This window comes from Gordonia gummivorans, from assembly GCF_022513585.1.
In the GTDB taxonomy this organism is placed as follows: Bacteria; Actinomycetota; Actinomycetes; order Mycobacteriales; family Mycobacteriaceae; genus Gordonia.
This window is the reverse complement of the sequence record NZ_JAKWBF010000003.1, coordinates 37,841-61,019: the sequence shown is the minus strand read 5'-3', so window position 1 is coordinate 61,019 and position 23,179 is coordinate 37,841. Positions and strand designations below refer to the sequence as shown.

Here is a 23,179-nt window from a genome sequence, read left to right as displayed (position 1 = left end):
CAGGGACATCGCGGGGTAGGTGATCCGACACCGCCGCAACGGGCGCGGTCGCGCCCAGGTCGGGTACTCGACTACTCGCGTTGGGTTGCGCACACGAGCATAGCGTTGGCGTTCACCAGACCGATGGTGCGCGTCGACGGTAGGGCTCGACGGAGATCCTTCGGCTGACAGCCGAGAGGAAACCTGTTGTCATGAACCATAATTCGTTGCATTGCATCCTGTCTCCCGACATCTTGCGTGCCGTTGCGCGCGACGCGTCGCCGGAGGATTCGGCGCGCATTCTGCGCACGCTCGAGATCGACCAATCCTTCCGTTTGGCACGTGCCGAGATCGCCGGGCGGCAGGGTCCCGTCACCCAGATGGCCGCGGTGGCCGAGGTAGGTGGGGTGCCGCACCGCACCATCTACGACCAGGCGCATTCGCAGCAGACCACACCCGGCAAGCTCGTCCGCGCCGAGGGGGATCCGGCGTCCGCCGATCCGTCCGTGAACGCCGCCTACGACAACTTCGGCCTCACCTACAAGTTCTTCCAGGAAGTGTTCTCCCGGGATTCGATCGACGGTCAGGGCATGCCGATCCGAGCGCTGGTGCACTACGGCAACGACTACGACAACGCATTCTGGGACGGTCAGGGATCAATGTTCTTCGGTGATGGCGGCGCGATGCTGACCGATACCACACAGGGACTCGACGTGATCGGTCACGAGCTGACGCACGGCGTCACCCAGATCGAGGCGAACCTGACCTACTCCGGGCAGTCCGGGGCGCTCAACGAATCGATGTCCGACGTCTTCGGTTCGCTGGTCAAGCAGTATCACCTCGGCCAGACCGCCGACCAGGCCGACTGGCTGATCGGCGCCGACATCGTCGGCCCGCTGCTCAAGCCGGCCCTGCGCTCGATGAAGGCTCCCGGGACCGCGCACGCGCACGACAACCAGCCCGCCGACATGGGCTCGTACGTGAAGACCATGGCCGACAACGGTGGGGTGCACATCAATTCGGGAATCCCCAACAAGGCGTTCTACGTCGTCGCCACAAGCCTCGACGGGCCGGCGTGGAAAGCGGCCGGGCAGATCTGGTACGACGCACTGACCAATCCGCGGCTCAAGCCAAACGCCACCTTCACGTCGTTCGCCGCGATCACACTCAACCAGGCACGCATCCGCTTCGGAACCACGAGTTCGGAGGCCGACGCGGTGCAGGCCGGGTGGGACGCGGTCAAGGTGCCCTTGCACTGAGCGCTAGGCTGACCAGCATGGCGTCTCCCGTACACATCGAATACCGCAGATCGGGTGGACTCGCAGGAATTGACATGACAACTGCCGTGGACAGTCACGAGCTGTCCCCCGAGTACGCCGGTGTCGCAGCGGATCTCATCGCAAACGAATCCGCCCCGACCGACGGTCCGTCGACCGGCGTGCCCGACGGGTACAGCTATGAGCTGACCCTCACGGAGGGGTCGCAGAGCCGGGTGTACCGCTGGCAGGATCCCCATGTCCCCGACGCGGTCCGTCCGCTGCTCGACGCCCTCGCAGCTCGAGCGCGACCGGCGCCGCCACGCTGACACCCGCCACTCCGTGGGGAATCTGTACTCCTGCGCCCCACGAAATGCGCTGTGCACTCGGCTCGGCTGCCAGGTACAGATTTGCCGCAGGCCGCGGTGGTCGCGGCTCGACGATCAGTCGCGCGACTCGACGTCGTGCGGCGGTTCGGCGTTCTGCAATGCGACTGCGCGGGCGAGTCGGGCGTAGCGGACCTCGAGGTCGCGGAAGCGGAGATAGGTCGACACGGTGGTGAAGGCGAACGCGATGACCAGCAGGAACAGGACCAGATCGAGTCCGCGCTGGATGCCGAGTTTGTTGGCCACCCACGTCACGTCGTCCTGGCGCAGCATGGCGTAGGCGCCGAACACCACGAAGGCCACAAACAGGAGCTTCACGCCTGCCGACGCCCGGGCGGTGCCCCGGTTGACGACGAAGAAGCCGACCAGGGCGACGATGCCGAGGATTGCGAGTATCTGGAACCAGATCACCGAGTCACTTCCTCATCCGAGTGTGGAACAGGCCGTCGGCGACGATGTTCACCCCGTTGATCAGCGACTGCCCCTTGGCGCGCGAATACTCGGTGTAGAGGATCGTCACCGGTTGTTCGGCGACTCGCCAGTGGTGGTGGTCGATCAGGGCGACGAACTCCGACGCGTGGCTCATGCCGCTCATCAGCAGGTCGAGTTGATCGGCGACTGTCTTGTTGAACGCACGGAGTCCGTTGTGCGCGTCGGTGAGGCCCAGCCGACGGGTGCGTGGACTGAGAAAGACGATGGTGCGCAACGCCATTCGTCGTAGCGGCGGCACGGACTCGCTGCGGCCGTCGGCGAAGCGGGTGCCCACGATGATGTCGATCGGCTCGGTGCGCAGGCGGGCGATCATCGCCGCGACGTCGTCGACCTGATGTTGGCCGTCGGCGTCGAAGGTGACGAAGTAGCGCGCGCCGGGTTGTGCCCGGGCGTATTCGACGCCGGTCTGGATAGCGGCGCCCTGGCCGAGGTTGACCGGGTGCCGGACCAGGCTCACACCGGCGGCCCGGATCTCGGCGACTGAATCGTCGGAACTGCCGTCGTCGACGCACACGATGTTCGGGAAGGTCGCCTTGGCATGGGTCGCGACCTCGCGGATCACCTGCGCCTCGTTGTAGACGGGTATCACCAACCAGACGTCGTCGTTGGTGGTCGCAGCCATGGCCGTAACCCTATCCCGCACTCGCCAACGGAACCGCTACCCCTACGCTGGTCGGGTGCCGATCGACGTGATGATGCCCTTCTACGGTGACGTCGCACAGTTTCGGCAGGCCGTCACGAGCGTGCTCGCGCAGGACGACCCCGATCTGGTCCTGACCGTCGTCGACGACTGCTATCCCGATGACGCCCCACGAGAGTGGCTGCTCGGCCTGGACGACCCGCGCGTGCGCTACCTCCGTAACGAGACGAACCTCGGCGTCAACGGCAACTTCCGGCGCTGCGTCGACCTCGTCGAGCACGAGTACTTCGTGGTCATGGGATGCGACGACGTGATGCTGCCCGGGTATCTGGGAACGGTTCGCGCGCTGGCGGCGGCCAATCCGGACGCCGCGGTGATCGCGCCGGGCGTGGAGGTGATCGACGATCACGACCGTCCCGTCCGACCCTTGGGCGATCGGATAAAAGGAATGCTCGCGCCGTCGCACACGACCGTTCTGCGGGGCGAGAGCCTGGCGACAAGCCTCTACCACGGCAACTGGACGTACTTTCCGTCGCTGCTGTGGCGAACAGATGCGGTGCGCGCGGTCGGGTTCCGACCGGGACTCGAGGTGGTGCTCGACCTCGCACTCCTCGTCGACCTCGCCGCCACCGGTGCGTCGCTGGCCTACGACCCGACCGTCGTGTTCCGCTACCGCCGCCACGAGGCGTCGGTCAGTTCGGTGCAGGCGGTCGACGGTCGACGCTTTGCCGAGGAGAACCGCTTCTTCGCCGACGAGGCCCGACGCTGCGTCGAACTCGGCTGGAATCGTGCGGCGCGCGCCGCACGGCTGCACGCCACGTCGAGATTGCATCACACCCAGGCGCGAGTCGGCGCGACCGTCGCCCGGCTCCGCCGCTGACCGTCAACGGCGAGTTGCGAGACCCGCGAGGTGCACGCCGACACCGACGAGTGGCCCGACGACGAGCGCCGCGCCGACCCGGACCGAGATGTCGAACGGCAGGGTGAGCACGACGATCGACACCAGCGTCGCCACCCACCAACCTGCGGCGTACCAGCGGTGGGCGCCGGCAGCGATCGTCGACGCACCGGTCACGGTCAGCATGGCGAGGAGGGTCGCACCCGTGGTGAGCGCGGCGACCACGCCGCCGCCCAGTCGGAACTCGGCACCGAAGACCGAACTCAGCAGCCACGGCCCGATGACCCAGGCCAACGCCGACCCGATGACACCCACAGCAACGACGACGCCCAGCGGCGCCGCCAACGAAGCCATCAGCCGGTTCCGTGCCTCGACGAAACGGGTGATGAGCACGCCCTGGAAGCTGTTCAGCGGCACCAGAAGTGGTGCGCGGGTGAGCGTGACAGCGAGGATCAGTGCCCCGACCACGCGCTCGTCGTCGGTGTCGCGGTCGAACAGTCCAATCTCGCTGGTCAGCTTGATGAGCACCGGGAAACCCATCACCAGGACCGCGCTCGCGGCGGCGGCGGCCATGGCGGTCAGCGTGTTGGTGGTCAGTCGCCGGTCGGTGACGTCGCCCGGCAACCCGACCGCGCCGCGCGCCGCCGATGAGCCGAGCAGCAGCAGGCACCACGACACCGATCCGATCACCGTGATGAGCAGAAATGCGACGATGCCCCAGCCGAGGGCGACTGCAAGGATCGCGCCAACCAGCCGGATCAGGGCATCGACGGAGAGCAGCGTCGCGAAGGCCGTCCACGACGCGGCGCCCGCGAGCACGCCACACAGATGCGCATACACCGCGAAACTGGCCACGCCGACGGCCAGGAGCAGCACCGAGAGCCAGCGGTCGGTGGCGAACACCTGCCCGCTCCACAGTGGAGCAGTGATCGCCACCAGCGCGCCGAGCGCGAGTCCGATCGCCACATTGACCTTCAGCGGACGTGACCCGGACGCGCCACGCGACGAATCCGAAGCCGACCCGAGCGCCGACCGCACCGCCCGCGTCGTCTCCTGCAACTGCCCGTTCTGCGCGCCGGTCACCATGCCGTATGCCGCCCAGAACACCGCGAACACGGCGTATCCCGCTGCGCCGAGATGACGTGCCGCGATGAGCAGCACGAGGTACCCGGATGCCGCGGCGATGATGGTGGCGACGGTGACCCGGCCGAGGGTGCCGGCCATCGACCCTTCTTCGGCTCCGTCCTGTTTCATGGTGCGGCTGTCATGGTGCGGCTCTCATGTCGCGGCGAACGTCAGGCCGGGCCCGGATACGGCGGCAGCGCAGGAGTGAAGAGCCACGCATCCCACAGCGGATTGAGCGAGGTGGTCGAGAAGTTCGCGGCGAGTGCGATGAAGTCCTCGGTGGTCACCGACCCGTAGCGGTATTTGTCGGTCCACCGGTGCAACAGCGCGAAGAAGTTGCCGTCGCCGATCGTCAGTCGCAATGCATGCAGGGTCATCGCGCCGCGCTTGTACACCCAGTCGTCGAACATCTTTCGCGGACCGGGGTCGGCGAGAGGAACCCGCACCGGCGCGGCCGCGAGTTTGGCGTAGTAGTGGCGTGCCCATTCGTCGGCGCTGCGTCCGCCCGACCGCTGACTCCACAACCATTCGGCGTAGCAGGCGAAACCCTCGTGCAGCCAGATGTCGCGCCACCGCGCGAGAGTGACCGAGTTGCCGAACCATTGGTGGGCGAGTTCGTGTGCGACGAGGCGTTCCGCTGTGCGGTGACCGTCGCAGTGATTGGCGCCGAAGGTGGAGAAACTCTGTGCCTCGATGGGGATTTCGAGGTCGTCGTCGGTCACCACGACGGTGTACTGCGGAAAGGGATACGGCCCGAACATCTCGACAAAGGCGTTGACCATCTCGGTCTGCCTGCCGAAGTCGTGGCGAAAGGTTTGCACCAGTCGGGGCGGGACGAGCGCCGACACCGGAATCGGCTTGGTACTCAACGAAACCGGTTTGTACTGGCCGATCTGGATCGACGCGAGGTAGGTGGGCATCGGCTCGACCTGCTGGTACACCCAGGTGGTCTGGCCGGCGCGGGCACGTTTGGACTCGAGCACGCCATTGGCGAGGGCGTGATACGGACTGTCCGTGGTGATGGCGAATCGGTACGGCGCCTTGACGCTCGGGTGGTCGTCGCACGGGAACCACGACGCCGCGCCGTTGGGCTGGTTGGCGCACAGCGCGCCGTCGGACAGTTCCTCCCAGCCGACCTCGCCCCACGGCCCGCGGATCGGCCGCGGTCCACCGTGATAGCGGATGAGGATGGTCAGCGCGCCGCCGGCGGGCACCGCGCTGTCGGGAGTGATCGTGAGTTTGTGACGACGGTGGCTGTAGTGGGCGCGCTTGTCGTTCACGGTCACTCGGTCGACGCGCAGCGACGCGGCCATGTCGAGGGTGAATCGGGCCAGTTCGACGTAGGACGTCGCGGTCAGGGTGGCCACGCCGGTCAGCCGGTTGCTGGCGACCTTGTATTCGAGTTCGAGATCGTAGCGGGAGATGCGATACCCGAGGTTGCCGTTGTGCGGCAGATACGGATCGAGAGTGTCTGCGGGCGTACCGAGAACGGGTTGCCGGGCCGACGCACCACGCGAACCCGAGCCAGACTTTCCCGGCACTGATTCTCCTCTTCCGGTGGTCACGGGTTGATTGCGGTTGTGCCGGCGGCGTCTCGATTGTGTGGAATCGCCACAGTGGATTCGCCCGTCAACCAGACTCAGAGTACCCGCCGACCCCCGGTTGCACCGGTACCGGTCCGGGGATGCGTGAAGACGGTGCGCATGGCTACTGTGGGGAATAATCGGACCGTGGTCCGGTTAAACCATTCGGTCGGGACCGAACCCAAGGAGAGACGTACATGGTCGGCTTCAGCACGGTCGCGCAGTTTCTGGCGCGTTTGATTCTCGGTGTCATCTTCATCGCACACGGCTGGCAGAAACTGCACACCAACGGCATCGATGCCACCGCGACGTTCTTCAAGTCGCTCGATATCCCGATGCCCACGACAGCCGCCTACGTCGCGACGTGGGTCGAGTTGGTCGGCGGGATCTTCCTGATCATCGGACTGCTGCTCCCGCTGGTGGCCGTCCTGCTGATCCTCGACATGCTCGGCGCCATCTATTACGTCCACTGGGACAACGGATTCTGGGCAACCAACGGCGGCTGGGAATGGCCGGCCGCGCTGATCGCCGGACTCCTGGCCGTCGGCTTCACGCCGTCGGGACGAGCCGCGGTGGACGGTCTCGTGATGAGTCGCAGGCGGCGATCGCGGGCGACCGTCGACGGCTGATCCTTCGATTGCGATAGAAGCCGACCGTCAGTGCCGTAGATCTGCGCCACCTGGTGACTCAGATCTACGGCACAAGGCGTTCCGGACGTCCGCCTCAGGCGATGGCCAGGCCCTCGCGCGTGATCGCGGCGTCGGATACGGGCAGGCCCGCGATCACGCTGTTCAGCGACGCCAGCAGGTCCGCGCTGTGGCGCAGGCGCACGCCGTCGATGAGCCCGGGTTCGATCATCGCGCTGTAGTCGGCGTCGCGCCGGTAGACCGCGGCGGCGCCCAGCAGTCGCGCGGCCTGCTGCGGGTCGGTGTCCCACAGCGCGTCGGCGGTGGTGAGGTAGAGCCGCAGGGCAGGTGGGTAATCGTGCAGGTGCACCAGCGCCCAGGCCCAATGCTTGGCGACGTCGACGGTGTCGGCCTCGGCGCGTCCGTGGGTCCGCACGTACTTGCCGTGCAGTTCGCTGCACAGCGGCGTGCAATCCGACCACATCTGCAGTTCGGATGTGCATCGCACGCAGTCGTGCAGATTCGACAGATATCTGGGTGAATAGGGCCCTTCCCGTCGCGCACGGATCTCCCGCAGCACCGAGAACTCGGCCAGTGCGTGAGTGTATTCGCCCGCGGAGAGCAAGGCCTGGGCCTCGGCCTGCATTTCCTCGATCACCCTGTGCATTGTCGCCGATCGGGCCTGGTTGATACCCCGATTCGGGCGAACCGATGAGGGATCGTTGTGCGAGGGTGACGGACGCCATGACATTGATGGCGCGGTATCGCCGAGCAGCGAGGGCCCCGGGCATATCGTGAAGGGTATGAACGACATCGGCAGCACACCAGAAGGTTCGGACGGCGAGTACAGCCTCGACGACGACGATCAGCTGCAACCGGGCGACACTCTCGACGACCGCGGCGTCGAAGATGTCCTCGACGAGGGATATTCGCCTCCGGACTTCGCGCCGAAGGGTGCCGTGCACGGGCTCACCGCTCAGGAGATGCGTGAGGGCGAGACCCTCGACGAGCGGCTCGCCGAAGAGGAGCCCGACGTCGGCGCCACCGATCCGCTCGACGACATCGAGGCCGACCGGCGCGACGAATCGAACTGGGAATCACACGAATCCGACAGCGACGACGAGTTCCCCGAGAACGACGAGGTGGGCGCGACCCGCGCGGGACGGCTGATCGCACCGGACGCCGGTTCGGGCATCGACACCGACTCCGACGTGTTCGCCACCGACGCCGGCATCGACGGGGCAGGTGCCTCCGCCGAGGAAGCTGCCGTGCACTACATCGATCCCGACGCGCGACAGTAGGGCTCCTGACCAGCAGTGACGCTGTTTTGTCGGTGGTCTCTGGTGGACTGGGTATGGGTGCGTGTCGCGTCGTTCGTTGCAACGACCGTCGTTGACACGTCCCACCCGCGCGGACACGATGGAAGGTGGAGCTCGACGCCAGTCCGCCGGTATCACCTGTACCGCCGCCTTTGAAACCGTCGCCACCCCGAGGATGCCCAATGAGCATTACCGAGCACGTTTCCACCGATTCGCCCAACGGAGTGACCAGTCCCGGCCTCACGCCGTCTGTCGTTTCACGATTTCTCGACGTGCGGTCGACGACCGACGCGCTGACGGCGAGCCTCTCACCCGAGGACCAGACTCCGCAGTCGATGACCGACGCGAGCCCGGCCAAATGGCATCGCGCCCACGTCACGTGGTTCTTCGAGGAATTCATCCTGCGGCAAGACCCGGACTACGTCGTCTATGACGAGACCTTTCGCTACCTCTTCAACAGCTACTACGAGGCGGTCGGCGCCCGACACCCCCGTCCCGACCGCGGCCTGGTCACCCGGCCCGGCGTCACCGACGTCACGCGCTATCGCGAGTATGTCGACGCCGCGATCGTGTCGGCTCTCGAGCGGGGGCGTCTCGACGCGGCTGCACTGGATCTCGTCGAACTCGGTTGCAATCACGAACAGCAGCATCAGGAACTGATCCTGATGGACATCAAGCACCTGTTCTCCACGCATGCGTTCGCGCCGGTCTACGTCGATCGTGCCCCCGACGAGTCGTCGTCGGCTCATCCGCTGTCGTGGCGTCCGTTCGCCGGAGGCGTGCACGAGATCGGCCATGCCGGAACGGGATTCGCCTACGATAATGAAGGGCCACGGCACCGGGTCTTCCTCGAGGACTTCGAGATCGCCGATCGTGCCGTGACCAATGCCGACTGGCTGGAGTTCATGCACGACGACGGCTACCGCCGGGCCGAGTTCTGGCTGTCCGACGGGTGGGCCCGCATCCGTGAAACCGGTTGGGATGCACCGGGTTACTGGCATCACGACGATGGTGAGTGGTCGACGTTCACGCTGTCGGGCCGACGCCCGGTGGTGCTCGACGAGCCGGTGGCGCACGTGTCCTTCTACGAAGCGGACGCCTACGCGCGTTGGGCGGGTGCCCGATTGCCCACCGAGTTCGAGTGGGAGATCGCCGCGGCGGCAACGGGATCGGTGCGCGGGCAACTGCTCGATCCGGCCCGATGCCACCCGGGGCGGGCCGGGGTCACCATGGTCGGCGACGTGTGGGAGTGGACCGCGAGCGCCTACCTGCCCTACCCGGGATTCGTCCCGGCCAACGGGGCGGTCGGCGAGTACAACGGAAAGTTCATGTCCGACCAGCACGTTCTGCGCGGCGCGAGCGCGGTGACCCCGAAGGGACACGAGCGGATCACGTACCGCAATTTCTTCCCGGCGTCCTCGCGCTGGGTGTTCTCCGGCCTGCGGCTGGCCCGATGACCGTCGAACTCGGCAGTCCGCTCGCGGCCGACGCACTTGCCGGTCTATGGCAAGACCCGCCGACCCTGCCGGTGAAATGGCTGTACGACGAACGCGGCAGCAAGCTGTTCGACGAGATCACCCGACTCCCGGAGTACTACCCCACCCGGCGCGAGACGGCGATCCTGACAGCGCGCGCCGCCGAGATCGCGGCGGTCACCCAGGCCGAGATGATGGTCGAACTGGGGTCGGGCACCTCCACCAAGACGCGGTTGCTGCTCGACGCCTTCGCCGCGCACTGGGAGAAGTGCACCACCCGGCTCCGCTATGTCCCCGTCGACGTCAGCAACGAGATCCTGGGCACGGCAGCGGAGATCCTGTCCATCGACTACCCGTCGGTCGACGTGGTTCCGGTGGTCGCAGACTTCACCGAACCGGATCTGCCCCTGCCCGCGGCGTCGGGGCCGCGGGTCGCGGTGTTCCTGGGCGGCACCATCGGCAATTTCTACCCGGAGGACCGCGCCCGGTTCTATCAGCGGCTGGCCGGCTCACTCTCGCCCGGCGACTACTTCCTCATGGGTGCCGATCTCGTCAAAGACACCGGCCGGCTCGTCGCCGCGTACAACGACAAGGCCGGTGTCACAGCCGATTTCAACCGGAACATGATCGAGGTGCTGCGCACCGGACTCGACGCCCGTGGGCTGTACGCCGACGACTTCGACCACATCGCACGCTGGAATCCGGTCGACCACCGCATCGAGATGTGGCTGCGGGCGCGGCGCGACGTCGCTGCGTATTTCGAAGTGCTGCAACGGCCCTGGCGGATCTCTGCGGGAACCGAGATCCTCACCGAGATCAGCACCAAGTTCGACGCCGCCGACCTCGCGTCGGAGTTGGGCGACGCGGGCCTGCCGGTCGTCGCGTCCTGGACCGATCCGGCCGGGGATTTCCTCCTGGTGCTCAGCCGTCGCTGAGTAGCTCGCGCACACGTGGGATCACCTGTGTGCCATAGAGTTCGATGCTGCGCATCAGTTGGGGATGACCAAGTGTGCCGTGTGAGTACTTCAGGTCGAAGCGGCTCAGGCCCAGTGCGGAAACGGTGGCCGCGATCTTGCGCGCCACAGTCTCCGGTGACCCGACGTAGAGGGACCCGCCGGGTCCGGTGGAGCGGTCGAACTCGATCCGCGTCGGCGGTGGCCAGCCACGTTCACGGCCAATACGTGCGACGTAGGTCCGGTAGTGCGGCCACAGTTCTTCACGGGCCTGCTCATCGGTGTCGGCGACGTGACCGGGGGAGTGCACGCCCACCGGGAGCCCGTCGTGCTCGAGTTCACGCAGAGCCCGGTGATAGAGGTCGACGTACGGCTTGAACCGCAACGGGTCGCCGCCGATGATCGCGAGCATCAACGGAAGGCCGTAACTCGCAGCGCGGACAACGGATTCGGGACTCCCGCCGACCGCGATCCACGTGGGCAGGGGTGCGTTCTCCAGTTGCGGGTAGACAATCTGGTCGCGCAGCGGACCCCGCGTCGAACCCGACCAGGTGACCGGCCCACCGCCACGTAAGGCGTCGAACAGTGCCAGTTTGTCGGTGAAGAGTTCCTCGTAGTCGGCGAGGTCGTACCCGAACAGCGGAAACGACTCGGTGAACGAACCGCGACCGAGGATGACCTCGGCGCGGCCCGACGACAGGGCGTCGAGCGTCGAGAACCGTTCGAAAACCCGGATGGGGTCGTCGGAGGACAGCACGGTGACCGCCGAACCGAGACGTATGCGACGGGTGCGGGCGGCGATGGCGCCCAGCACCACCTCCGGCGCCGACACCGCGTAGTCGTCGCGGTGATGCTCCCCGACGCCGAGGAAGTCGACACCCACCTGATCGGCGAGAATTGCCTGGTCGAGCAGGTTGCGCAGCGTCTGCGCACCGGAGATCAGCGAGTCATTCTCGTCGACGGTGACGTCGCCGAAGGTGTCGAGGCCGAGCTCTACGTTCTCTGGAGTTGCCATGTCCTCACCTATACGGGATGAATGTCTGGGCACAAAGCCCTGTTTACGCCGGGCATCTATCGCCTGGTGCCCGAGCGTGTGACATGCTGTTGCCGCAGTCAACGAGCCTCGTTGGCGACCCGACTCTTCAGCAAGAAGGAGCTAGCCCAATGTGGGACTCGTTCTGGGACTTCATCTGGTACACGATCGTCATCTTCGCGTTCGTCGCCTACCTGATCGTCCTCTGGCACATCATCTCCGACCTCTTCCGTGACAAGGCGTCCTCCGGTTGGGCCAAGGCCGCGTGGGTGATCTTCCTGATCATCTTCCCGTACCTGACGGCCATCGTGTATCTCCTCGCCAAGGGCAAGGGGATGGCCGAGCGTCAGCGCGAGGCCTACGCCGAGGCCAAGAAGGCCTCCGATGCCTACATTCAGTCGGTTGCCGGCGCTACGCCCGCACAGCAGATCTCCGAGGCAAAGTCCCTGCTCGACGCGGGTTCGATCACGCCCGAGGAGTTCGAGGCACTGAAGGCCAAAGCACTCAGCTGACCCAGCTTCACCGAAGGCGCCCGCACACTCGATGTGTGGGCGCCTTTGCTTCGCCCTCCGTTGGCTGGCATGCGAGCCTGCCCTCCGCTGGCTAGGTGCGAGCCTGCGAGCCATTAGCCCCCGGCGAGATGACATCGTTGTCTCACCACGCCCTTCGAGGCGAGCAAGCTCGCACCTAGCCAGCGGGCGGGGCGCTTCGGGCAGATCCGTTTATTCAGCTCAAAGCGCGGGGCAACGAGCTCGTCCGGATCAGCGACCCACCCGCCGACCTCGTCGGCGATCGTGGAGGCGGGACGAACGTTGCCGCCCATGCGGCTGGGGAGCTTCCGCGCGGCCGGCACCGCGACAACCAGAGCCGAATTGGAGAATGCGAGTGCTGCAGCAATCGCATTCTCCAACTCAACTCGAGTTCTCACAGCTCGACGCGGGACGTGACCAAACACAAACCCGGGCCGCACCCGACCTGGCCGGTGATGCGCCCCGGGGTGCCCTCAGACCACACCCTGTGCCGAATCGGCCCAACTGTGTGCTGCAGCACACAGATTCTCCAACAGGACACAGAGCGTCTGGACCGCCTCCGCGCGGCAGACTGCGTCTCCCCAGGTCAGCGCGGTGGTCGCTTAACTCTTCGGATCAAGAGTGGCGGATTCTCACCAGGTCGGTGGCGCCGGGAACGGATCCTGCGTACGCCCGACGAGGTCGGCGACGGATTCGATGACCATCGTCGGACGGTACGGGTACATCTCCACCGACGCGGCCGTGGAGATTCCGGACAACACCAGGATCGTCTGCATGCCGGCTTCCATGCCGGAGATGACGTCGGTGTCCATGCGGTCGCCGATCATCAGCGAATGCTCGGAGTGGGCGCCCATGCGTCGCATCGCGGTCCGCATCATCAACGGATTGGGCTTCCCGACGTAGTAGGGTTCGCGGCCGGTCGCCCGGGTGATCAACGCGGCGACCGCACCGGTTGCGGGCAGCGACCCACTCGTCGACGGCCCGGTCGCGTCGGGATTGGTCGCGATGAACCGGGCGCCGCGTTCGACCAGCCGGATGGCCGTGGTGATCGCCTCGAACGAGTAGGTGCGCGTCTCGCCGAGCACCACGTAGTCGGGGTCGGAGTCGGTGATGACGTAGCCGATCTCGTGCAGCGCGGTCGTCAGCCCCGATTCGCCGACCACGTACGCCGTCCCTTCCGGTCGTTGTGATTCCAAGAACCGGGCCGTGGCCAGGGCCGACGTCCAGATGGACTCCTCGGGAATGTCGAGGCCGGAGCGCAGAAGCCGGGCGCGTAGATCGCGTGGCGTGCGGATCGAGTTGTTGGTGAGCACGGTGAACGGGGTGCCGGCGGATCGCAGTTCGGCGAGGAAGGTGTCGGCGCCGGGAATCAGGTGTTCCTCACGGACCAGCACGCCGTCCATGTCCATCAAGTAAGTCCAGTCCATGACAGCCGATTATCGTCGCGTCTATGGCATCGGTGGATGAAACAGGGCGCAACCGCCGTCGCGCTGACACAATGTCTGTCAGTCCGGGGGTCGATCGAGTCGGCGCCCACCGATGATCAACGTGGAGCGGATGTGATCGCGTACCTGAGCAAGCGCATCGCTGTATGGGCCTTGCTGGTGTTCGTGGCCACCAACTTGACGTATTTCCTGGCCAACGCGATGCTCGACCCGCGATCCAACTACGCCGCGCGCCGGCCACCCCTGCCCGAGGCTCAGGTCGACGCGACACTGTCGGGCTACAACCTCAACGACAAGGTGCCGATTCTCGAACGCTGGTGGACGTGGCTGAGCGGCATCCTCTTCCACTGGGATTGGGGCAGGACGCCCCTCGGATTGAGCGTCAACGAGCAGATCAGCTTCCGGATGATGTCGTCGGTACAGTTGCTGGCCGCGGCGACGATCCTCTCGACGCTCCTGGGTATCGCGGTCGGCGTCTACACGGCTCTGCGGCAGTACAAGCTGTCCGACCGTGCCTGGCAGTTAGTCTCCCTCGCCTCCATCAACCTGCCGGTGCCTGTTCTCGGACTCGGCATCGTGCTGCTCGGAATCTCGGTCAACCAGGCACTCGGAAACACCGTCGTCTACGTATCGGGGTCGGAGAGTCTGGGGATCAGCGGGTTCTGGGCGGTCGCGGGCGACCGTGCGCAACACCTGATCTTGCCGACGCTGACCTTGGTGATCGGCGGCTACGCGGGATTGCACCTGCTGCAGCGGTCGCTGCTGCTCGACACCATCAACTCCGACTACGTCCGCACGGCACGCGCCAAGGGCCTGACGCGGGGACAAGCGGTGCGCAAGCACGCACTGCGGACCGCGATCATCCCGGTCGCGGTAGGTATCGCCTTTGCGATCCCCGCGGTTTTCACCGGTGCTGTCTTGACCGAGACCATCTTCGCCTGGGAGGGCATGGGGCGGTATTTTGTCAGTTCGATCAACACCAGTGACATCAACGGAGTGGTGGCGGTCGCTGCGTTCGGTGCCGCGGCGACGGCTGTGGGCGCGATCCTGGCCGACATCGTCGTCGTGTATCTCGACCCTCGAGTGCGGGTGAGCTGACATGTCGAATCTTCCCCAGGAACCGAATCGCACCGGATCGGGCGGCCACGACGCCGCATCCGTGCCGATCATGGGCGAGAGCGGCGGCCTGCTCGCCGAGAGCGACAACTCGACGGCCCCGCTCGCGCATCGTCGGTCGGGTCGCACCAAGATCCTCGCCAAGAGATTCATGCGAAACCGGTCGGCGATGGTCGGCCTGGTGATCTTCGTGCTGCTCGTCCTGTTCGCGCTGTTCGGTGGGATGGTGGCCAAGTACTCCTACACCGACGTCGACTTCTTCGCGATCGCCTTGCCGCCGTCGCCGGCGCACTGGTTCGGGACCACCAACGCGGGCAACGACCTGTACGCACAGGTGGTCCACGGCCTGCAGCGGTCGTTGACCATCGCGATCTGTGTGTCGGTCGGGACCGCGGTGATCGCCGCCCTGCTCGGCGGGTTGTCGGCGTACTTCGGGGGCTGGGCGCAGCGAATCATCCTGGGTGCCATCTACATTCTGCTGGTGGTGCCGTCATTCCTGATCCTGGCGTTGGTGTCGACCAGCACCGGCGGCGACTGGCGATGGCTCGTGGTGGTGCTGATCGCCTTCGGCTGGATGATGCTGGCCCGAGTGATCCATTCGATGGCCTTGTCGCTGCGGGAACTCGACTACGTCACCGCCGCCCGGTACCTCGGTGTGCCTGCGCTCGTGATCATCGTCCGGCATGTCCTGCCGAACATGGCGTCGTTGCTCGTCTTGAATCTCGCGCTCGGGGTGGTCGCCACCGTGCTGACCGAGACGGGCCTGTCGTTCCTCGGTTTCGGCGTCAAGATCCCCGACGTCTCGTTGGGCTCGCTGCTGCAATCGGGCAGTGGTTCACTCGAGTCGTCGCCGTGGTTGTTCTGGTTCCCGGCCGGAGCCCTTGCGTTGCTGACCATTTCGATGGCGCTGATCGCCGATGGCTTGCGCGACGCCTTCGACCCCACCTCCACCAAGGGTGCCGCCTCGTGAACGACGTGGTGCTCGAGGTGGGTGACCTGCGTGTGTCCTTCGGCAGCGAAGCCGGTCGGGTGGAGGCCGTTCGTGGGCTGTCGTATGAGCTGCGTTCGGGTAAAACCACGGCGATCGTGGGCGAGTCGGGCTCGGGGAAGTCGGTGTCGGCGATGGCCGTCCTCGGGCTGCTGCCTGACACAGCGCTCATCGACGGATCGGTACGGCTGCGCGATCGGGAGCTGATCGGACTGTCCGACAAGGACATGTCGTCGATACGAGGCCAGGAGATCTCGATGATCTTCCAGGATCCGTTGTCGTCGTTGACGCCGGTGTTCACCGTCGGATCGCAGATCGTCGAGGCTCTGCAGGCACATCAGCGGATCGCGTCGAAGCCGGCGTGGTCGCGCGCGGTGGAACTGCTCGACCTGGTCGGTATTCCCGATCCGGCCAGGCGCGCCAAGGCTTTTCCGCACGAGCTCTCCGGCGGTATGCGACAGCGCGTCATGATCGCGATGGCGATGGCCAACGACCCGGCGGTCATCATCGCCGACGAACCGACCACGGCGCTCGACGTCACGATCCAGGCGCAGATCCTCGACCTGTTGAAGACCGCGCAGCGCGAGACCGGTGCGGCGGTCTTGCTCATCACGCATGACCTCGGGGTGGTGGCCGGCACGGCCGACGACGTCGTGGTGATGTACGCGGGCAGGCCGGTCGAACGCGCCGACGTCGACACGCTCTACCAAGAGCCGCGGATGCCCTACACGATCGGGCTTCTCGGCGCGGTGCCCCGCGTGGACCGCCGCGTCGAGATGCTGACCCCCATCCCCGGTACGCCGCCTGTGCTGATCGACCCGCTCGACGAGTGCATGTTCGCGCCGCGGTGCCCGATCGCCATCGACGATTGCCGGAGCAGCGAGCCGCCGCTGCGGGAGATGTCCGCACACGGCCACGACGCGGCGTGTGTGCGCTCGGGTGAGATCACCGGGGCCGGCACCGTTTCCGGCGAGCCGGTGTTTCCCGTATCAGACGTGTCGTCGTCGGAATCCGCAGTGCCACGTGAGGATCGACCCGTGGTGCTCGACGTCGTCGGGATGCGGAAGTTCTTCCCGCTCACCAGTGGTCTCCTCAAGCGTCGGATCGGCACGGTGCGCGCGGTCAAGGGCGTGAGCTTCGACATCCGCGCCGGCGAGTGCATGGCCATCGTCGGCGAGTCTGGCAGCGGGAAGTCGACGACGCTCCTTGAAGTGATGGACTTCGCGCAGCCTGCCGGCGTGGTGCGAATCGGTGGGGTGGATCCGGCGTCGGTCCGCAAGCGGGCGGCGCGCTCGCTTCGCCAAGACGTCTCGATCGTGTTCCAGGACCCCTCCGAGGCTCTCGATCCGCGTTTCACCGCCTACGACATCGTCGCCGAACCATTACGCGCACTCGGCACTTCACGTTCCGACACCGAGGCCAAAGTGGCCGGGCTGTTACGACGAGTGGGCTTGGACCCGGTACATTCGGATCGCTTCCCGGCCGCGTTCTCGGGTGGCCAGCGTCAACGACTCGCCATCGCGCGTGCGCTGGCGACCGATCCGTCACTCATCATCCTCGACGAGCCGCTGTCGGCGCTCGACGTCTCGGTGCAGGCCGACATCGTCAACCTGATCCGGCAACTGCAGTCCGACGGCGATGTTGCCTATCTCGTTGTCGCACACGATCTGTCGGTGGTACGGCACTTGGCCGACCGGGTTGCGGTGATGTACTTGGGCGAGTTCGTGGAGGTCGGCGACACCGATCGCGTCTTCGACAACCCGGCCCACCCCTACACGCGCGCGTTGCTGTCGGCGGTGCCGATCCCCGACCCGGCCGCCGAACGCGCCCGCACGCCGATCGTGCTGAGCGGCGAGCAGCCGAGCCCCACCGCCGAGATAGTGGGCTGCAGTTTCACCGGGCGATGCCCGCTGTATGCAACACTCGACGACGAGCGCCAAACCCGGTGCCGGAGCCATCACCCGGAGCTGCGCGTCATCGGTGACGCCGACGACCACGCAGCGTCCTGTCATTACATGGAGGTCAGCGTATGAGGGGTTCGGGCAAGAGCGGCTTGGGTAAGACACGGCTGTTGGTCGTGCTGGCCGCGGCGTGCATGGGTGTGGCACTGGTGTCGGCATGCGGGAGTGACTCCGACACTGGCGCTCCCATCTCGGTGACCGGCGCCCAGATCAACGAACAGCCGCGCGACAACATCGGCGAGGGTGGATCGCTCACTACTGCGCTTGTGGAGGTCTCACCGCAGTGGAACACCTTCCAAGCCGACGGCACGGCCTACACGCAGTTGTTGTGGCGTTGGTACAACCCGAACCTGGCGTATTTCTCACCCGACGGTGAGTATCGACCCAACACCGACTTCGTGACGAAGGTGGACAAGACCCTGGTCGACGGCAACACCGTGGTGACCTACACGCTGAACCCCAAGGCGTCCTACAACGACGGCACGCCCTTCGATTACCGCTCCTTCGTGACGACCTGGCAGGCCAACTCCGGTAGAGATGCCCGCTACGTCACGAGTTCGACCGACGGATACGACAAGATCGACTCGGTGACCCGGGGAGTCGACGATCGCCAGGTGGTCGTCCGCTTCAAGGGTGTCTACGCCTGGCCCGACGGGCTGTTCAACAATGTTCTGCACCCAAAGGTCGCAAATCCGGACTTCTACAACAAGGCCTATCTCCAACAACCCCATCCCGAACTCGGCGCCGGGCCGTACACGATCGCGTCCTACGACCGCAATCAGGGCACCGTCGTGTTCCAACGGAATCCCAAGTGGTGGGGCAATCCCGGGAAGCTCGATCAGCGGGTGTTCCGGCAGATGGAGTCCCAGGCCTCGATCAATGCTTTCCGCAACGGGGAGATCGACGCCACCGGAGTAGGCACCAAAGATCGTTTGGCGCAGGTGAAATCGATGAGTGGCATCGACATTCGGACGTCGGCCACGCCGGCTCAATCCCTGATGGTGATCAACACCGATTCGCCGATCCTCGCCGATGTCCGAGTTCGTGAGGCGATCATGCGCGGCACCGACCGGGCGACGCTGGCGAAGATCGAGTTCAACGGGCTCAATTACTCGGAGCCACTCCCCGGCTCGTTGTTGCTCTACTCTTTCGAGAAAGGCTATGAGGACAACCTTTCCGGCGTAGTCGACTTCGATGCCGACCAGGCCAAACAGCTTCTCGACCAGGCGGGTTGGACGGTCGGGGGCGACGGCACCCGAACCAAGGACGGTCAGCGGCTGACGCTGACCTTGCCGACGCTCGGCGACGATCCCACCGGGCAGGCCCAAGTGCGGGCCTTGCAAGCGATGTACAAGACCATCGGCGTCGACCTCAACGTGATCCAGCGTCCGTCGTCGGACTTTTCAAAGGTCGTCACCAACAAGGAATTCGACATCTTCCTGATGGGCTTCCAGTCCAGTGATCCGTTCGGAATGGCTTACTTCTGCCAGATCTGGTGCGAGAAGTCATCCTTCAACAAGAGTGGTGCCGGTTCGCCGCAGTTGGACGCCGAGATCGCACGGGTCGGGCAGATCGCCGATCCGGCAGAACAGATCGCGGCGGGAAACAAGGTGGAGCGCACCGCCTTCGCGCAGTACGCGATGCTTCCGTTCACCAACGGGCCCACCATGGTCGCCGTGAAGCAGGGACTCGCGAACTACGGTGCGGGGCAGTTCTTCGTCGGCCCGGTCGAGGACATCGGCTGGCAGAAGTAGGAGGGCGGCCTCACCGGTGCTCGAGCACGTTGACGACGTTTCCGGCCGGATCACGGAAGAAGAATCGGCGAACGCCCCACTCCTCGTCGGACAACGCGTGGACGATCTCGAGCCCGGCGGCCTCGGCGGCCGCGTGTGCGGCGTCGACGTCCTCGACCTGGAGGGAGGCGACCGGATGCACGACGCGGTCGCATCTTCGGTCATCAGACTGAACTGGGCGACGTCACCGGAGCCGAGCGTGACGATCCAGCCATGGTCCATCAGCACCTCGAGGCCGAGGGTCTGCCGGTAGGCGGTGGTGGCGGCCGCGATATCGTCGACGGTCAGAATGGGTACTGCGCGTGACAGCTTCATTCGGCCACCATAATCGGTGACGGTGGCCGTTACGGCCGGCTCACGCGCCACAGAGGGTTGACGGGACCGTGCCCGGCACCCAGCGGGTACGCCGCAGCGAGACCCTTCGATACCCAACTCTTGGCGAAGGCAACCGCGTCGGGTACCGAATAGCTGTGTGCGAGTGCGGCTGTGATGGCCGCGGCGAGGGTGTCGCCGGCGCCGTGGTCGTGGGGGGTGTCGATGCGCACGTGGTCGAACTCGTGGAACTCGGTGCCGTCGTAGAGCAGATCGGTGCTGCGGTCGGAACTCCGCAGATGTCCGCCCTTCACCAATGCCCACTGCGCACCCAGGCCGTGCAGAACCCGGGCCGCATCGCGTTGGGTGGCATCGTCGACGACGTCGATTCCGGTGATGAGCCGCACCTCGTCGAGGTTGGGCGTCACCACGGTGGCCAGCGGAATCAGCGTGTCACGCAACGTGTCCAAGGCCTCGGTGGCGAGAAGCGGGTCGCCGTGCATCGAAGCGCATACCGGGTCGACGACGAGCGGTACGTCGGAGCCGCGGCCCAGACCGGACTCTCGGCACTGCGCCGCTACCGCGTCGATGATCGGGGCCGACGCCAGCATGCCGGTCTTGGCCGCACCAATGCCGATGTCGTCGATCACGCAACGCATCTGGGCGGCCACCACGTCAGGAGTGATCTCCTGGAAACCGCTGACACCCAGCGAGTTCTGCACCGTGACCGCGGTGACCGCAACACAGGCATGAAGACCGAGTAGTGCAAAGGTGCGCAAGTCGGCCTGGATGCCCGCGCCGCCACCGGAGTCCGACCCGGCGATGGTCATCACCCGGATCGGGGTGGAACCCGGTGCGGCGGTGGGTAACAGCGGGACGTCCGTCATGTGGTGGTGGCCTCCAGGGGTAGATAGACGCGGTTGCCGGCCTCGACGAACTCCGCCGACTTGGCCGCCATCTCCTGCGCGATCTTGCGGTCGATGTCCTCGGCGGTGACGAGATTGTTCTCCTCGGCATAGGCGCGCACGTCGGCGGAGATGCGCATCGAGCAGAACTTGGGGCCGCACATGGAACAGAAGTGGGCGGTCTTGGCCGGTTCGGCGGGCAGTGTCTCGTCGTGGTACTCGCGGGCGGTGTCCGGGTCGAGGGCCAGGTTGAACTGGTCGGTCCAGCGGAACTCGAAGCGCGCCTTGGACAGTGCGTCGTCGCGGGACTGTGCACCCGGGTGTCCCTTGGCGAGGTCGGCAGAGTGCGCGGCGATCTTGTAGGTGATCACACCGACCTTCACGTCGTCGCGGTTGGGCAGCCCGAGGTGTTCTTTCGGCGTGACGTAGCAGAGCATGGCGGTGCCCGCCTGGGCGATCATCGCGGCGCCGATCGCCGAGGTGATGTGGTCGTAGGCTGGTGCGATGTCGGTCGCGAGCGGGCCGAGGGTGTAGAACGGCGCCTCCTCGCAGAGCTCTTCCTCGAGCCGCACGTTCTCGGCGATCTTGTGCATCGGGACGTGGCCCGGACCTTCGATCATCACCTGCACGCCATGGGATTTCGCGATCTTCGTGAGCTCGCCGAGCGTTCGGAGTTCGGCGAACTGCGCCTCGTCGTTGGCATCGGCGATCGAACCCGGACGCAGGCCGTCGCCGAGCGAGAAGGTGATGTCGTAGCGCGCGAAGATCTTGCACAGCTCGTCAAAGTGCGTGTACAGGAACGACTCCTGATGATGGGCAAGGCACCACGCGGCCATGATCGACCCGCCTCGGGAGACGATGCCGGTGACCCGTCGGGCCGTCAGCGGGACGTATCGGAGCAGCACCCCGGCATGCACCGTCATGTAGTCGACGCCCTGCTCGGCCTGCTCGATCACCGTGTCGCGGTAGATCTCCCACGTCAGCTTGGTGGGATCGCCGTTCACCTTCTCCAGAGCCTGATAGATCGGCACCGTGCCCACCGGGACGGGCGAGTTGCGCAGGATCCATTCGCGCGTCATGTGGATGTCCTTGCCGGTGGACAGATCCATGATGGTGTCGGCCCCCCAGCGCGTGGCCCACACCATTTTCTCCACTTCCTCGGCGATGGAACTGGTGACCGCGGAGTTGCCGATGTTGGCGTTGACCTTCACCGCGAAGGCCTTGCCGATGATCATCGGTTCCGATTCCGGGTGCCGATGATTCGCCGGGATCACCGCACGCCCGATGGCAACCTCGGCTCGGACCAACTCGGCGTCGACCCCTTCGCGAGCGGCGATGTAGCGCATCTCGTCGGTGATGATCCCCGCTCGCGCCCAGGCGAGCTGGGTGGCGGCGCCATCGATGGGGTCGGGTCGCTGCCACGCGTCACGGATGGGGGGCAGGCCGGCTTCGACGTCGATGTGCGCCGTCGAATCGGTGTACGGACCGGAGGTGTCGTAGACGTCGAGGTGTTCGCCGTTGGTGAGGTGGATGCGGCGCTGCGGAACGCGTAGGTGGTCGAGTTCGCGGTAGTGCTTGGTGCTGCCCTCGATCGGGCCGGTGGTCAGCAGGTCGGCGTCGACGGTGATGTCGGTGCGCGAACCGGATGTGGGTATACGAGTGCCCATGAGATGTCTCCCTACGCCGGCATTACCCGGACAGGTTCAGGCGGTCGGCGACCGCCCGTCGCCATCTCAGCCCTCGGTGTCGTGAGAGCCCCCGCGATGTTGAGTTGTGGCTGTGAGTCAACCCCAGCGATGCGAACGCATCGCCCGACACTCTACGCCCTATCCGATCGGACAGGATTGTTTGCTGTGCCTCCGTAGCCATGGCAGGGCTACGGTTCCGTAAGGTACTGTGTGACTCGAATCACAGCAGAGAGTTGAGGCGCCTGGCTGGGGAATCAGGCGCACACGCCGTGGTCCGTGCGTAGTCGTCTGAGCATTTCCGGGAGGGAATCCGTTGAACAGGAAACATCGGCAACCGCCGCCGCAGTCCGCGCAGGCGATTCTCCAGCAGATCTCACAGGTCGTGCACAATCCCGAACGGGATCGATTCGAGTTGTGGGTGGCCGGCGACCTTGTCGGCGTGCTCGGCTATTCGACTGAGACGACCGACGGTCAGACGACGGTCACGGTGCTGCACACCGTCCTCTACGACGAGTATTCCGGGCATGGTCTGGGGACACGGTTGACGCGGTGCGTCATCGGATACGTCCGCGACCAGAACGCGCGGTTGAAGCCGGTGTGTTCGTTCACCAAGCATTACGTCGACGCCCATCCGGGGATCGTCGCGCTCGCGCCGGCCTGATCCGAAGTTCGGCAA

22 protein-coding genes, 1 pseudogene and 1 riboswitch are annotated in these 23,179 nt (G+C 65.8%); of the genes and pseudogenes, 13 read left to right on the top strand and 10 right to left on the bottom strand.

The annotated features are described in order from the left end of the window. Positions 1–191: 191 nt before the first annotated feature. Positions 192–1,238 carry a M4 family metallopeptidase gene (locus MKW15_RS03280; RefSeq protein ID WP_240856152.1) on the top strand — a complete coding sequence of 349 codons (1,047 nt, stop codon included), beginning with the start codon at positions 192–194 and terminating at the stop codon, positions 1,236–1,238. A 17-nt stretch (positions 1,239–1,255) separates the two neighbouring features. Then, positions 1,256–1,564, top strand: coding sequence for a protealysin inhibitor emfourin (locus tag MKW15_RS03275; RefSeq protein WP_308221009.1), 309 nt, complete (start codon positions 1,256–1,258; stop codon positions 1,562–1,564). Positions 1,565–1,678: 114 nt separating this feature from the next. Here the strand turns inward: MKW15_RS03275 and MKW15_RS03270 are convergent, their stop codons facing one another. Beyond that, entirely contained in the window at positions 1,679–2,032 is a 354-nt protein-coding gene (locus MKW15_RS03270; protein ID WP_240856150.1) for a DUF2304 domain-containing protein, read from the bottom strand. 4 nt (positions 2,033–2,036) lie between these two features. Next, entirely contained in the window at positions 2,037–2,735 is a 699-nt protein-coding gene (locus MKW15_RS03265; protein ID WP_240856149.1) for a glycosyltransferase family 2 protein, read from the bottom strand. Positions 2,736–2,790: 55 nt separating this feature from the next. On the opposite strand from MKW15_RS03265, the gene MKW15_RS03260 reads away from it, so the two are divergent. Next, the gene (locus MKW15_RS03260; protein WP_240856148.1) at positions 2,791–3,633 is read left to right on the top strand and encodes a glycosyltransferase family 2 protein; all 843 of its coding nucleotides are present in this window, start codon (positions 2,791–2,793) and stop codon (positions 3,631–3,633) included. A 3-nt stretch (positions 3,634–3,636) separates the two neighbouring features. Here the strand turns inward: MKW15_RS03260 and MKW15_RS03255 are convergent, their stop codons facing one another. Together MKW15_RS03255 and MKW15_RS03250 are read right to left on the bottom strand one after the other, a co-directional pair. Further along, positions 3,637–4,905 (bottom strand): lipopolysaccharide biosynthesis protein, encoded by a 1,269-nt coding sequence (locus MKW15_RS03255; RefSeq protein WP_240856147.1) that lies wholly within the window; start codon positions 4,903–4,905, stop codon positions 3,637–3,639. 41 nt (positions 4,906–4,946) lie between these two features. Continuing rightward, positions 4,947–6,317 (bottom strand): M1 family metallopeptidase, encoded by a 1,371-nt coding sequence (locus MKW15_RS03250; protein WP_240856146.1) that lies wholly within the window; start codon positions 6,315–6,317, stop codon positions 4,947–4,949. 239 nt (positions 6,318–6,556) lie between these two features. Here MKW15_RS03250 and MKW15_RS03245 point away from each other — a divergent pair, with 239 nt between their 5' ends. Further along, the gene (locus MKW15_RS03245) at positions 6,557–6,988 is read left to right on the top strand and encodes a DoxX family protein (RefSeq protein WP_240856145.1); all 432 of its coding nucleotides are present in this window, start codon (positions 6,557–6,559) and stop codon (positions 6,986–6,988) included. A gap of 94 nt (positions 6,989–7,082) precedes the next feature. Here MKW15_RS03245 and MKW15_RS03240 read toward each other — a convergent pair whose 3' ends face one another. Next, a complete protein-coding gene (locus MKW15_RS03240) occupies positions 7,083–7,652 on the bottom strand; it encodes a hypothetical protein (RefSeq protein ID WP_240856144.1) in 570 nt (189 codons plus the stop codon). A gap of 136 nt (positions 7,653–7,788) precedes the next feature. On the opposite strand from MKW15_RS03240, the gene MKW15_RS03235 reads away from it, so the two are divergent. The 3 genes from MKW15_RS03235 to egtD all read left to right on the top strand — a co-directional run bounded on the left by MKW15_RS03235 (position 7,789) and on the right by egtD (position 10,714). Further along, positions 7,789–8,286, top strand: a complete 498-nt coding sequence (locus tag MKW15_RS03235) for a DUF5709 domain-containing protein (protein WP_240856143.1) — start codon at positions 7,789–7,791, stop codon at positions 8,284–8,286. Between the two features lie 200 nt (positions 8,287–8,486). Next, a complete protein-coding gene (gene egtB / locus MKW15_RS03230) occupies positions 8,487–9,761 on the top strand; it encodes an ergothioneine biosynthesis protein EgtB (protein ID WP_240856142.1) in 1,275 nt (424 codons plus the stop codon). Next, positions 9,758–10,714: an L-histidine N(alpha)-methyltransferase gene (gene egtD / locus MKW15_RS03225; protein ID WP_240856141.1), complete on the top strand. Its 957-nt coding sequence runs from the start codon at positions 9,758–9,760 to the stop codon at positions 10,712–10,714. Before egtB ends, egtD begins: the two co-directional genes overlap by 4 nt. Here egtD and MKW15_RS03220 read toward each other — a convergent pair. Continuing rightward, on the bottom strand, positions 10,701–11,747 hold the full coding sequence (locus MKW15_RS03220; RefSeq protein ID WP_240856140.1) for an LLM class flavin-dependent oxidoreductase: 1,047 nt from the start codon (positions 11,745–11,747) through the stop codon (positions 10,701–10,703). The genes egtD and MKW15_RS03220 overlap by 14 nt on opposite strands. 149 nt (positions 11,748–11,896) lie before the next feature. On the opposite strand from MKW15_RS03220, the gene MKW15_RS03215 reads away from it, so the two are divergent. Next, positions 11,897–12,277: an SHOCT domain-containing protein gene (locus tag MKW15_RS03215; RefSeq protein ID WP_240856139.1), complete on the top strand. Its 381-nt coding sequence runs from the start codon at positions 11,897–11,899 to the stop codon at positions 12,275–12,277. A gap of 650 nt (positions 12,278–12,927) precedes the next feature. Here MKW15_RS03215 and MKW15_RS03210 read toward each other — a convergent pair. Continuing rightward, on the bottom strand, positions 12,928–13,722 hold the full coding sequence (locus MKW15_RS03210) for an HAD-IIA family hydrolase (RefSeq protein WP_240856138.1): 795 nt from the start codon (positions 13,720–13,722) through the stop codon (positions 12,928–12,930). 132 nt (positions 13,723–13,854) lie between these two features. Here MKW15_RS03210 and MKW15_RS03205 point away from each other — a divergent pair, with 132 nt between their 5' ends. The 4 genes from MKW15_RS03205 to MKW15_RS03190 are packed head-to-tail and all read left to right on the top strand — an operon-like array spanning position 13,855 to position 19,559. Further along, on the top strand, positions 13,855–14,838 hold the full coding sequence (locus MKW15_RS03205) for an ABC transporter permease (RefSeq protein WP_240856137.1): 984 nt from the start codon (positions 13,855–13,857) through the stop codon (positions 14,836–14,838). A 1-nt stretch (position 14,839) separates the two neighbouring features. After that, positions 14,840–15,826, top strand: a complete 987-nt coding sequence (locus tag MKW15_RS03200; RefSeq protein WP_240856136.1) for an ABC transporter permease — start codon at positions 14,840–14,842, stop codon at positions 15,824–15,826. Continuing rightward, complete coding sequence (locus MKW15_RS03195; protein ID WP_240856135.1) at positions 15,823–17,877, top strand: dipeptide ABC transporter ATP-binding protein; 2,055 nt, start codon at positions 15,823–15,825, stop codon at positions 17,875–17,877. Before MKW15_RS03200 ends, MKW15_RS03195 begins: the two co-directional genes overlap by 4 nt. Then, positions 17,874–19,559 (top strand): ABC transporter family substrate-binding protein, encoded by a 1,686-nt coding sequence (locus MKW15_RS03190; protein WP_240856134.1) that lies wholly within the window; start codon positions 17,874–17,876, stop codon positions 19,557–19,559. Before MKW15_RS03195 ends, MKW15_RS03190 begins: the two co-directional genes overlap by 4 nt. A 10-nt stretch (positions 19,560–19,569) precedes the next feature. On the opposite strand, the pseudogene MKW15_RS03185 reads toward MKW15_RS03190, so the two are convergent. From MKW15_RS03185 to thiC, 3 genes and pseudogenes are all read right to left on the bottom strand, one after another. Then, positions 19,570–19,913: pseudogene (locus MKW15_RS03185) on the bottom strand (VOC family protein). Positions 19,914–19,942: 29 nt separating this feature from the next. Further along, positions 19,943–20,797: a bifunctional hydroxymethylpyrimidine kinase/phosphomethylpyrimidine kinase gene (gene thiD, locus MKW15_RS03180; RefSeq protein WP_240856133.1), complete on the bottom strand. Its 855-nt coding sequence runs from the start codon at positions 20,795–20,797 to the stop codon at positions 19,943–19,945. Then, positions 20,794–22,482 carry a phosphomethylpyrimidine synthase ThiC gene (thiC, locus tag MKW15_RS03175; protein ID WP_240856129.1) on the bottom strand — a complete coding sequence of 563 codons (1,689 nt, stop codon included), beginning with the start codon at positions 22,480–22,482 and terminating at the stop codon, positions 20,794–20,796. The genes thiD and thiC overlap by 4 nt, the downstream gene beginning before the upstream one ends. Then, positions 22,474–22,587: riboswitch (TPP riboswitch) on the bottom strand. It overlaps the preceding gene by 9 nt. A 229-nt stretch (positions 22,588–22,816) precedes the next feature. On the opposite strand from thiC, the gene MKW15_RS03170 reads away from it, so the two are divergent. Continuing rightward, complete coding sequence (locus MKW15_RS03170) at positions 22,817–23,164, top strand: GNAT family N-acetyltransferase (protein WP_240856128.1); 348 nt, start codon at positions 22,817–22,819, stop codon at positions 23,162–23,164. Positions 23,165–23,179: the final 15 nt, after the last annotated feature.

Bases quoted from the DNA above. Each gene is read 5' to 3' on its own strand.
- egtB (WP_240856142.1), top strand. From the start codon at position 8,487: ATGAGCATTACCGAGCACGTTTCCACCGATTCGCCCAACGGAGTGACC.
- MKW15_RS03190 (WP_240856134.1), top strand. From the start codon at position 17,874: ATGAGGGGTTCGGGCAAGAGCGGCTTGGGTAAGACACGGCTGTTGGTC.
- MKW15_RS03220 (WP_240856140.1), bottom strand. From the start codon at position 11,747: ATGGCAACTCCAGAGAACGTAGAGCTCGGCCTCGACACCTTCGGCGAC.
- MKW15_RS03265 (WP_240856149.1), bottom strand. From the start codon at position 2,735: ATGGCTGCGACCACCAACGACGACGTCTGGTTGGTGATACCCGTCTAC.
- MKW15_RS03210 (WP_240856138.1), bottom strand. From the start codon at position 13,722: ATGGACTGGACTTACTTGATGGACATGGACGGCGTGCTGGTCCGTGAG.
- MKW15_RS03245 (WP_240856145.1), top strand. From the start codon at position 6,557: ATGGTCGGCTTCAGCACGGTCGCGCAGTTTCTGGCGCGTTTGATTCTC.
- MKW15_RS03255 (WP_240856147.1), bottom strand. From the start codon at position 4,905: ATGAAACAGGACGGAGCCGAAGAAGGGTCGATGGCCGGCACCCTCGGC.
- thiD (WP_240856133.1), bottom strand. From the start codon at position 20,797: ATGACGGACGTCCCGCTGTTACCCACCGCCGCACCGGGTTCCACCCCG.
- egtD (WP_240856141.1), top strand. From the start codon at position 9,758: ATGACCGTCGAACTCGGCAGTCCGCTCGCGGCCGACGCACTTGCCGGT.
- MKW15_RS03240 (WP_240856144.1), bottom strand. From the start codon at position 7,652: ATGCACAGGGTGATCGAGGAAATGCAGGCCGAGGCCCAGGCCTTGCTC.
- MKW15_RS03235 (WP_240856143.1), top strand. From the start codon at position 7,789: ATGAACGACATCGGCAGCACACCAGAAGGTTCGGACGGCGAGTACAGC.
- MKW15_RS03200 (WP_240856136.1), top strand. From the start codon at position 14,840: ATGTCGAATCTTCCCCAGGAACCGAATCGCACCGGATCGGGCGGCCAC.
- MKW15_RS03275 (WP_308221009.1), top strand. From the start codon at position 1,256: ATGGCGTCTCCCGTACACATCGAATACCGCAGATCGGGTGGACTCGCA.
- thiC (WP_240856129.1), bottom strand. From the start codon at position 22,482: ATGGGCACTCGTATACCCACATCCGGTTCGCGCACCGACATCACCGTC.
- MKW15_RS03280 (WP_240856152.1), top strand. From the start codon at position 192: ATGAACCATAATTCGTTGCATTGCATCCTGTCTCCCGACATCTTGCGT.
- MKW15_RS03215 (WP_240856139.1), top strand. From the start codon at position 11,897: ATGTGGGACTCGTTCTGGGACTTCATCTGGTACACGATCGTCATCTTC.